The organism is Beijerinckiaceae bacterium (assembly GCA_004564215.1).
GTDB lineage: Bacteria > Pseudomonadota > Alphaproteobacteria > Rhizobiales > Beijerinckiaceae > Methylocapsa.
The window spans coordinates 744,305-760,081 of sequence record CP024846.1 but is presented as its reverse complement, the minus strand read 5'-3'; the positions used below and the strand labels follow the sequence as shown (position 1 = coordinate 760,081).

Annotated in this window: 17 protein-coding genes and 1 pseudogene; 5 read left to right on the top strand and 13 right to left on the bottom strand. The window is 59.1% G+C overall.

The window, feature by feature from the left end; translation table 11 throughout:
* Window positions 1–20 precede the first annotated feature (20 nt).
* The 13 genes and pseudogenes from CU048_03585 to CU048_03525 form a co-directional block, all read right to left on the bottom strand.
* Window positions 21–1,553: a methylmalonyl-CoA carboxyltransferase gene (locus tag CU048_03585; GenBank protein QBR70509.1), complete on the bottom strand. Its 1,533-nt coding sequence runs from the start codon at window positions 1,551–1,553 to the stop codon at window positions 21–23.
* Window positions 1,554–1,587: 34 nt separating this feature from the next.
* Entirely contained in the window at window positions 1,588–1,845 is a 258-nt protein-coding gene (locus tag CU048_03580; protein ID QBR70508.1) for a hypothetical protein, read from the bottom strand.
* 91 nt (window positions 1,846–1,936) lie between these two features.
* Window positions 1,937–2,755, bottom strand: coding sequence for an ATPase (locus CU048_03575; protein QBR70507.1), 819 nt, complete (start codon window positions 2,753–2,755; stop codon window positions 1,937–1,939).
* Between the two features lie 120 nt (window positions 2,756–2,875).
* Window positions 2,876–3,856, bottom strand: coding sequence for a dipeptide epimerase (locus CU048_03570; protein QBR70506.1), 981 nt, complete (start codon window positions 3,854–3,856; stop codon window positions 2,876–2,878).
* A 52-nt stretch (window positions 3,857–3,908) separates the two neighbouring features.
* Window positions 3,909–4,028: pseudogene (locus CU048_03565) on the bottom strand (SAM-dependent methyltransferase).
* Window positions 4,025–5,302 carry a hypothetical protein gene (locus CU048_03560; GenBank protein ID QBR70505.1) on the bottom strand — a complete coding sequence of 426 codons (1,278 nt, stop codon included), beginning with the start codon at window positions 5,300–5,302 and terminating at the stop codon, window positions 4,025–4,027. Before CU048_03560 ends, CU048_03565 begins: the two are co-directional and overlap by 4 nt.
* 82 nt (window positions 5,303–5,384) lie before the next feature.
* Window positions 5,385–6,083, bottom strand: coding sequence for an iron transporter (locus CU048_03555; GenBank protein ID QBR70504.1), 699 nt, complete (start codon window positions 6,081–6,083; stop codon window positions 5,385–5,387).
* 22 nt (window positions 6,084–6,105) lie between these two features.
* The gene (locus tag CU048_03550; GenBank protein QBR70503.1) at window positions 6,106–6,648 is read right to left on the bottom strand and encodes a cytochrome B; all 543 of its coding nucleotides are present in this window, start codon (window positions 6,646–6,648) and stop codon (window positions 6,106–6,108) included.
* Between the two features lie 136 nt (window positions 6,649–6,784).
* Window positions 6,785–7,075: a hypothetical protein gene (locus CU048_03545; protein ID QBR70502.1), complete on the bottom strand. Its 291-nt coding sequence runs from the start codon at window positions 7,073–7,075 to the stop codon at window positions 6,785–6,787.
* A gap of 171 nt (window positions 7,076–7,246) precedes the next feature.
* Complete coding sequence (locus CU048_03540) at window positions 7,247–8,185, bottom strand: hypothetical protein (protein ID QBR70501.1); 939 nt, start codon at window positions 8,183–8,185, stop codon at window positions 7,247–7,249.
* Window positions 8,186–8,311: 126 nt separating this feature from the next.
* Window positions 8,312–8,677 carry a hypothetical protein gene (locus tag CU048_03535; GenBank protein ID QBR70500.1) on the bottom strand — a complete coding sequence of 122 codons (366 nt, stop codon included), beginning with the start codon at window positions 8,675–8,677 and terminating at the stop codon, window positions 8,312–8,314.
* Window positions 8,678–8,684: 7 nt separating this feature from the next.
* Window positions 8,685–9,677, bottom strand: a complete 993-nt coding sequence (locus tag CU048_03530; protein QBR70499.1) for a hypothetical protein — start codon at window positions 9,675–9,677, stop codon at window positions 8,685–8,687.
* Window positions 9,678–9,750: 73 nt separating this feature from the next.
* Window positions 9,751–10,035, bottom strand: coding sequence for a hypothetical protein (locus CU048_03525; protein QBR70498.1), 285 nt, complete (start codon window positions 10,033–10,035; stop codon window positions 9,751–9,753).
* Window positions 10,036–10,460: 425 nt separating this feature from the next.
* Here CU048_03525 and CU048_03520 point away from each other — a divergent pair, with 425 nt between their 5' ends.
* The 5 genes from CU048_03520 to CU048_03500 all read left to right on the top strand — a co-directional run bounded on the left by CU048_03520 (window position 10,461) and on the right by CU048_03500 (window position 15,657).
* Window positions 10,461–11,600: an ABC transporter permease gene (locus CU048_03520; GenBank protein QBR70497.1), complete on the top strand. Its 1,140-nt coding sequence runs from the start codon at window positions 10,461–10,463 to the stop codon at window positions 11,598–11,600.
* 113 nt (window positions 11,601–11,713) lie between these two features.
* Window positions 11,714–12,481, top strand: coding sequence for an ABC transporter ATP-binding protein (locus CU048_03515; protein ID QBR72630.1), 768 nt, complete (start codon window positions 11,714–11,716; stop codon window positions 12,479–12,481).
* A gap of 41 nt (window positions 12,482–12,522) precedes the next feature.
* Entirely contained in the window at window positions 12,523–13,446 is a 924-nt protein-coding gene (locus CU048_03510) for an MCE family protein (protein QBR70496.1), read from the top strand.
* 66 nt (window positions 13,447–13,512) lie between these two features.
* Window positions 13,513–14,124: a hypothetical protein gene (locus CU048_03505; protein QBR70495.1), complete on the top strand. Its 612-nt coding sequence runs from the start codon at window positions 13,513–13,515 to the stop codon at window positions 14,122–14,124.
* A gap of 228 nt (window positions 14,125–14,352) precedes the next feature.
* Window positions 14,353–15,657, top strand: a complete 1,305-nt coding sequence (locus tag CU048_03500; protein ID QBR70494.1) for an MATE family efflux transporter — start codon at window positions 14,353–14,355, stop codon at window positions 15,655–15,657.
* Window positions 15,658–15,777 lie beyond the last annotated feature (120 nt).

The window sequence follows — 15,777 nt, the reverse complement described above, 5'->3', positions numbered from 1 at the left end:
ATCGAAGCTCCGAGGAAACATCACAATGGAATGTTGCTGTGTTTCTTCCATGGATTTTGGAGCGTCTTATGGCGCAGCGTTGCAAGCGCGCGCGCGACACGCCTTCTCGTTTCGCGTGGCATGATGATGTCGTCGATATAGCCACGCTCCGCCGCCACGAAGGGCGACATAAAACGTTCCTCATATTCGCGCGTGCGTTCTGCAATATTTTCGGAATTGTCCGCATCTTGGCGAAAGATGATCTCAACTGCGGCCTTGGCGCCCATGACCGCGATTTGGGCACTCGGCCAGGCGAAATTCATATCGCCGCGCAGATGTTTCGAGGCCATCACGTCATAGGCGCCGCCGAACGCCTTGCGCGTAATCACGGTCACTTTCGGCACTGTCGCCTCTCCATAGGCGAAGAGGAGCTTGGCGCCGTGCTTGATCAGCCCGCCATATTCCTGCGAAGTTCCCGGGAGAAAGCCCGGCACATCGACGAAGGTCACGATCGGAATGTTGAAGCAATCGCAGAAACGCACGAAGCGGGCAGCCTTGCGTGAGGCGTCGGAGTCGAGTGTGCCGGCAAGCACCATCGGCTGATTGGCGACAAAGCCCACCGTCCGGCCGTCCATGCGGCCGAAGCCGGTGACGATATTGCGCGCAAACGCCTCCTGAATCTCAAAGAAATCGCCTTCGTCCACGGTTTTGACGATGAGTTCCTTGATGTCATAGGACTTGGCCGGATTGTCCGGTGCCAGCGTGTCGAGCGAGTCGTCACAACGCTCGATATCATCGAAACTCCGCCATTCGGGGACATCGCTCGAGTTCGACGAAGGCAGGAAATCGACGAGACGCCGTATCTGCAGCAAGGCTTCGACGTCGTTGTCATAAGCGCCGTCGGCGACCGCGCTTTTGACGGTATGGACGGAGGCGCCGCCGAGGTCTTCGGCGCTGACCGTCTCGTTGGTTACCGCCCTCACGACATCGGGTCCGGTCACGAACATATAGCTCGTGTCCTTGACCATGAAAACAAAATCGGTCATCGCCGGGGAATAGACGTCGCCCCCGGCGCAAGGACCCATGATCACGGAAATCTGCGGAATGACGCCGGAGGCCAAGACATTGCGTTGGAAGACCTCGCCATAGCCGGCGAGCGCTGCGACGCCTTCCTGAATGCGGGCGCCCCCTGAGTCGAAAAGACCGATGATGGGAGCGCGATTTCTGAGCGCCATATCTTGGAGTTTGGCGATTTTCTGTGCATGGGTTTCAGAGAGCGACCCGCCGAAAACGGTGAAATCCTTGGCGAAGACAAAAACGGTGCGGCCATTGATAGTGCCGGATCCGGTGACGACTCCGTCGCCGGGCGCGTGGCGCTTATCCATGCCGAAGTCGGTCGCCCGATGTTCGACGAACATGCCGAACTCCTCGAACGAGCCCTCATCGGCCAAAAGCTCGATTCGTTCCCGCGCAGTGAGTTTGCCGGATTCGTGTTGCGCGGCGACGCGCTGCTGTCCGCCCCCGCGCAGGGCCTGGGTACGGCGCTCGGCAAGTCGCTCGAGAATGGATTTCATCGCTCTTACTTAAGCTCTTTGATAGTGGGCGTGCTCATTGAAATATCGTTAGGAAATATCGTTTGGCCAAGGAAACGGAGTGCGCATCGGACCTTTGCTTTTGTAGCATCTTAACACGAAACCGGCTTCCGCCGTCGAGGACCGTGGACGAGGGCCGAGCCCGTCTTATGAACCAAAGCCAAAAGGAGACCAGGAGATGATCGCTAAGCCGCCCGGTTTCGTCAACGGTGCACCGCTTTTCTTGTTGCGGGCGGAGGGGCTCGCCGTCGCGATCCTTTACATCGATCGGCATCGACCGCGCGTTGGGCTTCGGGCTCAAATATCAGGCGGCTTTCAACTCGACATACCTCGGCCACCTCGGCCGTCTTGGCTAGGTGTGGCCGCTAATCCGACACCGCCTGAAGAAGTCGCGCCGCCGCGTCCATTTCAAGCCATCGCCATTCCCGGCGGCGCAGCGCCTCCGCATCCTGACCCCAGGCGCGCATTTCAAAATCTTCGTCCACATGGGCGGCAGCCCAGCCGGCGGCAGGTGTCAGCATTCGCTTTGCCACGGCGAGCGCGATGAGGACCGAGCCGGTAAGGCTTGTCATCACATGGAGCGCGGCGAGCACGAAAGCCGCGGCCGGTTCGCGTTGCATGGCCTTGATCGCCTCCAGCACCGCCGTGCGGGCCGCCCGGGGCTGTTCCACATGCATTAGGCCTTCGGTGCAAATGAAACTCGCACCGAGGCTATCGCGGGCAAACGCAAGGACCGGATCGAACGCCGCCGCTTGCGCGCGCACGAGCGAATCCGGCTGGCTGGCGCGATAGCAGGTGAGATCTGAGTCCGCATATTTGGCAATTTCTTCGACCGTGGCGTCCATCCGTTGCGCAACGCCGTCGATCGCGGAATTGACGATGCGGGTCAGCGGCATGGTGGCCGGATCGATGAATTCGCCTTGGCTCGACCATTCGGCGGCGAGCGCTTGTGCTGCCGCCAAAGTCGGCAAGGCCAAGGGCTTTTTGCCGGGGGTCTTGGCGGCTCGGCCATCGAGAAGCAAAAGGAACTGACCGTCCCGTGATTGTACCATTGCCTCCTTGTAGAATCGCTTGGGCAGCGGCTTTTTGAGCTCACGGCTGACCATGGCCACGGGATCGATAATGTCGCGGGGCGGCAGGAAGGATTCCTCGATGAGCGAGTCAAAATCTGTTTTTTTCGGCATGGGCCCCCCTAGGCGTGGCCGCGCGGTCCGACTGGCGGATGATTTCTCTCACCTTACCGCATTTCCGACCAAAAAACAGACACGCCGGCCTTGCCGGTGATGCTCTCGTTCAGCTTGACGCTATCCCCATAAATCCCGCGAGGGCGGGTATATCAGCGAGCCCTCATAGCGAAGCCCTTCCGGCCGGTCCGCTGCGAGAAGAAGGGGACCATCGAGATCGACGAAGCGAGCGCGAGAGCCGAGCAATAGAGCGGGTGCCATTGCCAGTGAGCTTGCAACCATGCAGCCAATCATGAGCTCGAAGCCAAGGGCTTCGGCTTGCCTTACAAGAGCCAATGCTTCAGTCAGACCGCCGGTCTTATCGAGTTTGACATTGATGCCGTCGTAACGTTCTCGCAGGGTTTCGAGGCCGGTTCTGTCGTGAACGCTCTCGTCGGCGTAAATCGGCACGATATGTTCGATGTTGGCGAGTTGCGCATCCTGGCTGGCCGGAAGCGGTTGCTCAATCAAAGCGACACCAAACTTGGCACAATCGGCGAGATTGTGTTCGAGATTGTCCATCGACCAAGCTTCATTGGCATCGACGATGAGGGTCGCATCCGGCGCAGCGGAGCGGACCGCGGACAGACGGTCCGCGTCGCCTTCGCCGGCAAGCTTGATTTTCAGCAGCGGACGCAGGCTTGCATTGGCTGCCGCCTGCGCCATTTCCGAGGCGCTGCCGACTGAGATTGTGTAGGCCGTGGTGACGGGTTTTGGAGGGGGCACGGAAGCGAGTTCATGCACGGATATACCGCTTTGCTTCGCGGCAAAATCCCACAGCGCGCAATCGAGCGCATTGCGGGCTGCACCCGGCGGAAGGAGGGACTGAAGTTCCGCGCGATCCGCGCCTACCTCGATTGCCGAACGCACAGAGTCAACCTGCCGGAGGACGCTCTCGACGCTCTCGCCGTAGCGGGCATAGGGCACGGCCTCGCCACGCCCGCGAAAATCCTTGTCCTCGATGGTTGCGACGACCACGACAGCTTCTGTTTTCGCGCCGCGCGCAATCACGAATTTGCCGAGAATCGGGAAACGCTCAACGGAAATGGTAAGACGGGGCATGAGCTTGCAATCGTAAGATCGTGGGCACGGGACAGATGAGGCAACAAGCCTCTAGAGCGGGATGAGGAAAAGGGGAAACCGGTTTTCCGCCCGCATCCCGCTCTAAACTTTTGGAATCGATCACGTTCATGATTTTGGATTGAGTCAATCCAAAATCATGAACGTGATCTAGCCGGGAAGGATACCGATAAAGTCAAGTTTCGATACCGGCAACCACCATCCCGCCCAGGCGGCGAGGACGACAAAGGCCAAACCAGGCACGACGCGCAAACTGAAGCCAAGACCGCCGGTGGTTATGGCCAGGACGATTTTGGTCAGCGTGTTCACCGATAGAGCGATCAAGATGGGAAGCACAGCTTCGCTTGCCGCCATCTTTCCGGCGCTGGTAAGGACGGCAACTGAAATGGCCGCCGGATCGATACTCGCCAAACCTGCGAAAGCCGCGGTGGCCACGACGCCGGTTGCGCCAAACCATTCGTTCATGGCTCTTGAAATGAGCAAAACCGCCGTGAGCATCGCCGCGAAGATGATGGCCGCCCACGGGCTGAACGCTTGTCCGTGCTCCTCCACGGCTTCCGCACCCTCGTTGAAGGCGACAAGCGAGAACGCTAGGCCATATAAAACCGCGGCGGCGCCACCTAACGCAAGGGGAAGCGCGACGGCTTTCAGCACCTCGATATTCGTCGCAGCGAGCACCAAACCCAATTGAATGAGGGTTCCGACCGTCGACAGGACCGCGCCCGCCGCCACGGGCCAAAGCTCGGCTGGCGTCTTTGCCGCGCGCGCGCCCATGGCCGCAACGGTTGCCGTGCCGGAAATGAACCCGGAAGCCAAGCCAGCGACGGGAAGTCCATAGCGGGCTCCCACGAGCCGGACCGCGATATGGCCAAGCGCGCCGACCGCCATGACAAGAATGACGATGATCCAGATCGTGTGAGGATTGAGGGAGTCGAACGGCCCCATGTTTTGATTTGGCAATATCGGCAATACGATCAGCGTGGCGGCGGCGAAGATCAAAGCGTCCTTGACTTCAATCTCGCTGAGCACGGAGCGGACAAAGCGGTGGAGAGCCGATCGGGCGCTCAACAGAATCGTCACCGCGACCGCAATGCCGGCCGCAAGCCCCGGTTGCGTTATTGCAAGGCCGCCGAGAAGCGTTGCCGCGCTCAGGGCGATTTCCGTGGTGAGACCCGGATCGTCGTCATGCTCGCGCCAATGGGCGAGCGCGGAAAGCGCAAAAATTCCGCCGAGCGTAACGGCGAGAAGAGGGACTCCGCCGACGATGAGGCTGATCGCCCCGGTGATGGAAGCGAGCGCAAATGTCCGAAGACCGGCGGGCGAGCGGTCTACTCCTTCTCCCTTTCGGCGCTCGCGCTCCGTGCCAATGAGGAGGCCGATACCAAGAGCGACGGCCAGACTGAGGATCACGGGATCAAGATTGAACATCAGCCCACCCGGTTGCGCGGTTTTCGATCACGGTGCGAATCGCAAATCGAAATTGGCAAGAATTGCCCGCGCAAGCGGGCGATCACGCGCCAACTGCCCGGGCGATGGCAAAAGCGGCGGCGGCCGCAAGAGAACCGACAATCGCGGTCTGCAGAGCGCTTCGGACAGGCGAAACTCCGGTCATTTGGCCCTTGACGCCGCCAAAGATCAAGAGAGCTGCCAAGGTCACCAGAATCGAGATCGGCAATGCGCGGGAAACTGTCGGCAGCAGGAAGTAGGGCGACAGCGGAATGAGCCCACCGACGACATAGGCGGCGCCGATCGTCAGGGCGCTCTTGAGTTCCCGACCGGCTTCAGGTTCTTCCAGGCCGAGTTCGAAGCGCATCATGAAACGGATCCAGCGTTCCGAATCGCGGGTGAGCGCGGCGGTCACCGTTTCAGCCAAGGCGGGATCGAGACCCTGGCCGCGCAAAATCTGTCGGACTTCGGCGCGCTCACTTTCCGGGACTTGTTTGACCTCGTTCTTTTCCCGTTGCAGTTCGGACCGATAATGTTCGAGATCCGTGCGCGCCGCCAGATATCCGCCAAGACCCATCGCCAAGCCACCCGCCGCCACCTCGGCGAGACCGGCGGTAATGATGATCTGTGTTGAGGATACAGCCCCCGAGAGACCCGCTGCGAGCGCAAAAGGAACCGTGAGTCCGTCCGCCATTCCGATGACGACGTCGCGGACGAGTGCGGACGCGAGAAAGTGCTTTTCAACGTGCGGCGTGACGGGCATCTAAGAACGTATTTCCGCTAGCTTAGCTTCTACCCGGAAACATACGCTGCAAGATATTATCATGCCATAAATAATGATGGATGAGGCTCGCCAAGGCATGCAGGCCGGCGAGAACAAGAATGACGGTCGCGATCGTGCCATGCAATTCCTCAACATTGTCGCGCAACGCTTTATTTCCAGGATCGAAGGCAGGCACGGTGAACAGGCCAAAAAAACTGTCGCCGCGGACCCAGACAAGGAAGATCCCTACCAGAACCATGGCGAACAAAAGGACATAAAGCGTATAGTGCATCGATTTCGCCAGGACGTGCAGCGTCCCGCGATCGCCCGGGGGCAGGACCCGCCCGCGCGTTGCCCGCCACACTCCGCGCGCCACCAGCAGGACACTGAGCAATAACCCAAGGCCAATATGGATCGATCGCACTTCGATCCGGGGCATGCCTTTCGGAAACCAGTCGATCACCTGCGCCACCAACCAGAGTACCGTGACGAGCAACGCCACTGTCCAATGGAACCAGATCGTCAGACCATCGTAACGCAGAATCGTTGGCGAGACCCGTGGCATTGGTCTTCCCTATCATGTTCAAAGCCCGCCCATTCTATTTGACGGCATCGCCATGCCAACTCAGGGAGAATACCTAAGGGGGAGGGACGTCCACTGCGGCAGAATCATGACGGAAGCGGTCATGAACAACAATGGTTCAAGAGACCGTAAATCGAAAGGTACCGGAAGTCGGACGTTCGTAGATCGAGACGACATGCCAGCTCACCAAATAGGTGCCGGGCTTGAGCGCATGGCCAAAACGAACGCTCACAACGCTTTGCTCGGAAGGATCATTGATGGGTTTGCTGGACGCAATTACGGCTCCGGTGGGACTTGTGACCTGAACGCTGGAATAGAGCACTTCTCTAGTAAAATAAAGCGAGAGTTCGCGCACCGGACCGCTCACGGTCAATCCGACGCGGGGGACTGCGTGATCGAGAAACGCCACCCCTCAGCCGTGCGAAAGCCGGAGCGGTCGAAGTCATCATGGCGGCACTTCCAACGGCGACAATAAATTCACGACCATCCATGAATTTTCACCCTCAAGGCTGGGGCCTCGAAATGAAATCTCGCTGAGTATCAGGTTGCGGTTTAGCAGAGCCGGCCGCTGATGGCCCGTTCACTGCGGCGGCATTGTGACACCGAGGATGGCCGACGCGCCGAGAACAAGAATCCCGATCGCCAGTTCGAAAGTCACGCTGTAGCGTAGCCTAACCATCTGACGCACGCCCTTCAGCGACGCGGCGCGCAACCCTGGCATCAAGACGAACCGGTTGAGACAGGCAAAGGTGAGCATGACGGCCACGAGCGCAATCTTTTTGAGAAGCACATCGCCATAATCGCTGTCCAATAGCTTGCCAAGCGATCCAGAGACACGAAAGCCCGCGGTAATGGTGCCGCTCAACACGATCAAGGTGACTGCAGCCATCGCCATCAACGAGAAGCGGGACAAAATATCGAGAATGCGGTTGCCTGCTTCTTCCGAAGGCCCGAGGCGCCGTTGTTCGATAATCGCGAAAAGAAGCGGCACGAGCCCGCCGACCCAGGCGGCCGCGGCGATCGTATGGACGCCGTAGACCGTGATCAAAGTGGCTCGATAAAACCCGACGCCATCGACGGAATGGCCGAACCAGGCTTGGGTCACCAAAAGCACCGCGCTGATGTGGAGGAGAGCGGCGAACGACCAACGGCCGTGCCGAGGCAGGAAAGCGATCACGATGGCGGCCACGAGGAGCGCGAGACGAAGGAAAGACACCGTGCCGAATGGCGTTTCAAAAAAGAAAAGGCGGAGATCCTCGGGGTCGACGACGCTGCCAAAGTCACGCGCAATATTGATCAAGATGAACGCAAGCCAAGCAATGCCGGAAATCGCCGCCAAGGGGGCGGCAATGCGCAGCAAATTGGTTGTCGCCCGAAGGGTTTGCGGCAATCCGCCGAAGCCGGCGGATGATCGCTCGTGACCCACGTAAAACCAAAACAACGAGGACCCAAACAGCACGACGACTGAAGCGAAATGGATCCAGCGGGCGATAACAAGGGGCCAGAAAACGATCACCATTGTCCAGCAATCCTTACTAACCACCGATCGTGGACATTTTCGTACTATGCGGTCCGGTTCGCCGCGCTTGGGTGGCGTCGCGAACGCAGCTGACTGTGCCAGTGGTACCGCCCGATTTCGGCCGAGCTAGGAGACCGTGAAGCGGAACGTCCCCTGCGAGGGATGCGTGTCCACCGAAACCACATGCCAGCTCACGGTGTAGCTGCCAGGCCTGAGCCCTTGTCCCAGTCGCACGATCACGATGCTCCGGTCGGAAGGATCGTTGACAGGTCTTCCGACCGGGATCGAAGCCCCGCTTTCGCTCGTCACTTGCACCCCGGAGAAGGCCGTCACCACGCCTTGTGTGAAATAAAGCCGGATTTCTCGGGGCGAGCCGGAAACCGTTCCGCCAACCGGCGGAACGGATCTGTCCAGGAATGCATGAGCCAACGCGGTATCGGCGGCAAAGGCCAATGCCAACGAGATTACGATCAGTTTCAGCAAACGGTGCATGGCGGACTCACTTATGCGATGCGTAATAGGCCGCGCTTGGGGACACATAATCGGGAGGCGCAAACAGCGGCCGGCCGATTGAATCGGGGAAGATGTCGTCGAGATAGAGGTGCAGCTGCGCGATCACGCCGACATTTTTGCCGCTTGCGGAATTGATCGGGATTAGGGCTTCAAGGCCAAGCTGAAAATATCTCGACGCATAAATGAACCCGGGCGCGATGATTCCGGTCGTTGTATGGCCACCGAGAGGAATGTTCGCGACAGGTGTGGTGAATGTGGCCTCAACCAACGGAATGAGGTGCTTGAGGAATTCCGGCCCACCTACTTCCATGACATTGGAGTTCATGTAGGGGAGGCTATATTGAAGCGACAAGCCCCACTGGAAAACGGTCGGGCTCTTCTCGATTTCAACGATGGGAAGCCCGTCCTCGAGTGTCACGCTGACGTCGATCGGATGGGTGGAAAATCCGACGCCGAATACGCCGGTGAGCGCGAGGGGGCGCAGCGCGTCAAGGCTCGTTGGCAAGTCACCAAACCCTTTGCCGAAGAAGATTTGTGGTGTCACGGCGGTGAAAGCCTCGGCGCCAACGCTTGCGTTTCCGGTGTGTCCCCACTCGAATTCAGTGCCGAGCGTCAGGATGAATTCATGCTCCGGGTTTTGGAAAATCGTTAATTTCAGCCCGGTCTCTAGGTTCTGCCAGCCATTCGCGCGAGGGTTGTTCAGATGGGTGAACGTGTCGCCAACGGAAATTCCGAAATATGGCGTGATCGATTTCGCATATTCGAACGAGTAATCGAACTGCTGCGAACCGTCGGGATTGGTGATGTAGACGAAGGTCGGCAAGGCCAATTCGTCGTTGACGCCCGGATCGTCGAACGTGAGGGTGGCGGGAAAGAACCGGTTACCGACAAAAATGTGGGAAAACGCCGGGCCGATTCCGGCGAGAATGGCTGCGGCGGCGAACGCGCCGGCGCGAGCCAGGTAAACCTTCTGGGACATGTTGGAACCTCGATCTGAAAGAGGGCTGCGGACACCGAAGGAAAGCCTGCGGTGCCGCGCGGTTGTGCGTTGGTCAGATCAGGGTCGGAGGCGCGCGCGGTTGTCCGGGAATGTGTTCGGAGTTGGCAAGCGAGCCAAACAGAACGGGGGTCGCCACGATTGCTACTAGCCGCGGCAGATAGGGAGTGCCGAAAGGTTCCTCTGGCAAAAGCCCGATCGTATCGATGACTGGAGGACAACAAGCACAATCGTCGTGTTGACACGGTGCCGGGTCGCCGTTGGGATCGGAGACTGGATGGACGCCAAACTGCGAGCAACGGACGTCCGACGTTTCCGCGTTGGTGGCGGCCGCGTCCAATCTGTGGTGGTGTGCGGGCATCCACAATTGGACAAGGCAAACGATAAGAGCGAGTCCATACCGGGACGCTCGCGTCCAGCCTCGATATTGGGGAAGGGTAAGGCCAACCGCCCGCACTTGCTGCGCCTTTGCTACGATAAGCAACTATATTTGCGAACGTGCGAGCGTTCCCAGCAGAGAGTCAAGCCGGATTCGTTAACGGTGCAGGTTAGGCCGAGTATTGTCTCGGGCCGTGACTTTCGCGCAACGATGCAATGTCAATAAATGTCAATAACGACCGATTGCCAGGCGTCGCGGATTCTGGCCTAAAGGTGGCACGTTGATCGGTTTGCCTCGACTTCGCCGCAAGCGCCTGCCAGACCAAACCGTGAAACAGCATCACTTCTGCAGGCGCTTGCTTGGCGTCATTCAAACGGATTCGAAGGATGGACTTGCCGGACGACCCAAAGATTTCCAGCGCGCGATCGGGTGATGCGGTGAGGCTGAACCTTGCCGGGCGCTGGACGGTCGACGCATCGGCCGCGATAGAAGCCGCTTCCGACGCCCTTCTCGCGGAGGGCGATGGCGCAAGACACGTCATTTTCGACCTGGGCGGTGTCGCGCGGCTCGATACTGCCGGTGCTTGGCTCATTGACCGGGCCAGGCAGACGCTGGATGCGAAAGGCGTCGATGCGAAGCTGGAGTCGATCAGGCCCGAGTATAAAATTCTTCTTGAAGAGGCCCATTATCGGAGTTTTGACCTTTCGCAGCGGCGGCGTGGAGCCTTCGTCATTGAGCTTTGCGCCGATGTCGGCGAAAGCGTGGTCGCGGCGGGACGCGACCTTTTCAGAGCCGTCAGCTTTCTCGGCGAAGTCGTGGCTTCGATGGCGAAAAGCCTGGTTCAGCCCTCCCATTTTCGTGGAACGTCGCTGGTATCCCACCTCGAAACCATTGCGTTCCGGAGCGTCCCGATCATCGTTTTGATCAATTTTCTGGTTGGCGCCATTGTCGCGCAGCAGGGTATCTTCCAGCTGCGGCGGTTCGGCGCCACGATTCTGGTGGTTGACCTTATCGGCATTCTGATTTTGCGCGAACTCGGTGTTCTTTTGACCGCCATCATGATCGCCGGCCGTTCGGGGTCGGCCATCACGGCGGAAATAGGCTCCATGAAAATGCGCGAAGAAATTGACGCCCTTGCGGTCATGGGGCTTCGACCGGTCGAAGTCCTCATCGTGCCGAGGCTGCTCGCGCTGGTGATCTCGCTGCCGCTCTTGACCTTCGTCGCGGATATGTCTGCAATCGGGGGCGGCATTCTGGTCAGCTGGATCTATGCCGGAATAACGCCCAGAAGTTTTGTCGCCTTGCTGCCGTCGGCGATTGCCGTGCATACTTTTTTGAGCGGTCTGATCAAGGCCCCGTTCATGGGGCTGGTGATCGGCCTGATCGCCTCCGTCGAAGGCTTGGCCGTTTCGGGCTCGGCTGAATCGCTGGGTCGGCAGGTTACGGCGTCGGTCGTCAAATCAATCTTCATGGTTATCGTGGTTGATGGACTTTTCGCAGTGTTTTTCGCAGGGATTAAGTTTTGACCGACGAGCACCTCTCCCAGGAGGCTCCTGAACCGATCTCGGGCGACGAGGCCGGCCGGGAAATCGTTATCCGCGTGCGCGATCTCGTCGTCGGTTTCGACGGCAATCTGGTTATGCAGGGCCTCGATCTCGACGTTTTCCGCGGCGAGGTGCTCGGCTTTGTCGGCGGTTCCGGCACCGGCAAATCGGTCCTGACCCGGGCCGTTTTGGGGCTTATCCGCAAGCAAAGCGGCCGGATCGAGCTTTTCGGCGCCGATCTCGATCGCATATCGCGCCGCGAATATGACAAAATCGAACGGCGCATCGGCGTGATGTTTCAGCAAGGCGCCCTGTTTTCCGGCCTCACGGTGAAGCAGAACGTCGAAGTGCCCCTGCGCGAACATTTGAATCTATCGCCGCGCTTTGCCGATGAGCTTGCCATGCTTAAGATCCAGCTTGTCGGTCTTGATCTCGACGCGGCGAACAAATACCCTTCCGAACTGTCCGGCGGCATGATCAAGCGGGCCGCTCTGGCGCGGGCTCTGGCGCTGGATCCGGAGCTGTTGTTTCTTGATGAGCCGACATCCGGCCTCGACCCGATCGGCGCTGCCGAATTCGACGAGTTGATCGCCACCTTGCAGCATACGCTGGGTCTCACCGTCTTTATGGTCACGCATGATTTGGACAGTCTTTACTCCATTTGCGACCGGGTTGCCGCGCTGGCCGAGGGAAAGGTGATCGCCGCTGGTACGATTGCGAGCATGCTGGCCTCGCAACACCCCTGGTTGCGCGCCTATTTCCATGGCAAAAGGGCCCGCCAGTTTGTTCAGACGGCAGCAAAAACTATGGACGACACCGCCATGGCAGGTGATGTCCTCGCCATTTCGAACGATCCTTCGTGATCGCCGCCAGCGCAGAAAAGTAAAGCAGGACTCCTCGATACATGGAAACCCGCGCGAATTATGCCTTGATCGGCGTCTTCACCTTGGCCGTTATCGCCTCGGCGTTCGCCTTTGTGATGTGGTTTTCGGGCAGCGGCGACAAATCCTATGGCCAGCATACCTATAAAATTGTCTTTACCGGATCGGTGACTGGATTGTTGCGCGGCGCCCCGGTTCTGTTCAATGGCGTGCGCGTCGGCGACGTGACCAATCTCGACTTCGAACCGCAAGATCCATCCCATGTCTATGCTCTTGTCGTGATCGATGCGCGAGTGCCCGTTCGCGTCGACACCAGGGCGCGTCTCGAATCGACCGGCCTGACGGGTGTGGCCTCTATCGCGCTCCTCGGCGGCACCGAGAAATCGCCGCCGCTGGCAGCGGGCCCGGATAAGGGCCCGGGTGTGATCATCGCCGAACGGTCGGACTTCCAGGATCTGATCGAGTCGGCCCGCCGGATTTCCGGTCAAGCCTCCGACGTTTTGGGCAAAGTGGATGGGCTGGCGGGCGAAACAAATGACGTCATGAAGGCGATCAACCCGGATGATGTCAGGACGATTGTCAAGGATGTCGCCTCGCTGGCGGCAAAGCTCGACAAGGCGGCCGATAAGGTCAATGAGGTTCTGACGAGCCTTAGCGGCGCTTTAGGGCCGTCGGACGGGAATAATGGCGGCCCCTTGGGCGATATTGCCGCCGCGGCGAGATCGATCAAAAAGGCTGCCGACAATCTGGATTCGCGAACCAAAGAGATCGCCGCCAATATTAACCATTTTACCGGCACCGGCTTGCGTCAGTATGAAGCCTTGGCGGTGGATGGCCGCAAGACGCTTGAACAGATCAATCAGGCCGTTCGCTCCATCGAGAACAACCCGCAACAATTCCTGTTCGGCAAATCGCCGCAAATTCCGGAATATTCGGGCAGGCGTTAACGAATCCGATGAGAGGTTGGCGTTCGGCATCGGTTGTGTGTGTTGAGTTGGGAATGGTCCGTTAAGATGGAACCGGGTTATCCTGCCCTTGAGTTGGCCGGGAAACCCATTTTGGCGCAGTGTCGTCGGCTTTGGGTCATCGTCCTGACAATCGGATTGGCCGCATGTTCTACCCCGCCAAGGGCCACCTTTGATCTCAATCCCGCGGGCGGCGACAATGCCGTTCGCGCCGGCCGCAGCCAACTCGCCATTTGGGAACCCAACGCCATTCTGCCGGCCGACTCCGACCGGATCGTCGTGCGCACAAACTCAGAGGCGGTCGCCTATCTGACCGGTGCACGTTGGGCGGATCGATTGCCGGCGCTTGTTCAAGCGCGTTTGATCGAAAGCTTTCAAAATGCCCGGTTGCTGCGCGCGGTTGGCCGCCCCGGCATGCTCGCGGATTACAGCCTCCATACGATCATTCGCCGTTTTGAACTGGATGTTGCGCAGTCCGAGGCCGTGGTCGAAATTTCCGCGCAACTAATCGAACCGAGCGGGCGAAGCCGTGCCGCGAAGGATTTCTCCGCTCGTATCGCCGTGCCCTCCGACACCCCGGCGGATGTTGCCGCAGCGCTCGATGCGGCGCTCGGGGGAGTCATGCACGATATGGTCAGTTGGACCGCCACAAAAATTTGATGGGCTGAAAGGGCCGTGCATACGGCCGAGCGTTGACCGGCCTAGTATCGACCAAACCATCTGCCTCTGCTATGACCCGCCGCTCCGCCGGCATAGGGTCTGCGTTGCGGAGCAGCTTGCGGCGCACATCCGGGCAATCGTCCAGCAGAGCCAAGCTCAGAAAATAAGGAAACCTGTTATTTGAGTTCAGGAGCCATCCCAAGGGCGGTCTTCACCGAAGGCTCCACCATGCGGCATGTCCTTGTCATGACGGCGGCCACGTCGGTCGGGCTCATGGCGATTTTTGCGGTCGATCTCTTGTCGCTCCTTTATGTGTCGCGGCTCGGCGATCCGAAACTCACCGCTGCTGTCGGCTTCGCGACCCAGGTCTTGTTCTTCTCCGTGTCGATCAACATCGGGCTTTCGATTGCGATCGGCGCTTTGGTCTCTCGCGCGATCGGTGCCGGCGATGGCGGCGACGCCAGAAGACTTGCGGCATCTGGACTGGTGCATGTCGTGCTTATCGCAGGCGCGGTCAGTTGCGTGGCGTGGCCCTTGCGGCGGGAGATTCTAACTCTCATTGGGGCGACCAGCGAAACCCTCGACGTTGCTTCGAGTTTTCTTGCAATCACCCTTCCGGCAACTGTTTTTCTTGGTCTCGGCATGGCGCTCGCCAGCATATTGCGGGCGGCTGGCGACGCGCGGCGCTCGATGTTCGTGACTCTATCGGGCGCCATCGTTACAGCCGCGCTTGATCCAATATTCATTTTTGGTCTCGGCCTTGGCGTCTATGGTGCCGCCATCGTCACGCTTATATCGCGGCTTGTGCTTGTCGCGGTCGGACTGCACGGGGCCGTCCTCAAGCACAATCTTGTTGCGCGTCCAGACCGGGCCCCTGTGATTCGCGATTGGCCGGCGATGATGGGAATCGCCGTTCCAGCAATTCTGACCAATTTGGCAACGCCATTCGCGAATGCCTATTCGATGCGGGTTTTTTCGCATTTCGGCGAAGGGGTCGTTGCCGCCTTTGCCATTATCGACCGCATCAATCCGATGGCCTTTGGAGTGCTCTTCGCTTTGTCCGGTTCGGTGGGGCCGATCATGGGTCAGAATCTGGGCGCAAAACTGATTCCGCGGGTCCGCAAAGTGCTGACCGATTGCTTCGCCTTCTCGGCGCTTTATGTGATCGTCGTTTCCGTCATCCTGCGTTTCTGCGCGCCTTTGATCGTCAAACTTTTTGATGTAACGGGCGACACTGCGGAGCTTGTGACTTTCGCGTGCGCCTATGCCGGCGCGCTCTGGTTGTTCCTGGGCGCCATCTTCGTTGCCAACGCCGCTTTCAACAATTTGGGCTATCCGCTTCTCTCGATGCTTTTCAACTGGGGCCGTGCGACGCTAGGTACGATGCTTTTTGTGACAATCGGCGCCGCACGATTTGGACCTGAGGGTGGCTATGCCGGGTTGATCGTCGGTTCTGCTCTGTTTGGCGTGGGCGCGGTTGTAGCGGCCTATTTAATCACGGACCGGCTCGCGAAAGGCGTCAAAGTTGTGTAACGCCGGCCGCGAAGACAGGACGGCAAAAAGCCCATCTCGTAGCGGGCTGCGACAAAGTTGACAAAGTTTCTCCACAAAAGCTGCTGTAACTGTTGTCTTATATACGAGACTTTGTCGATC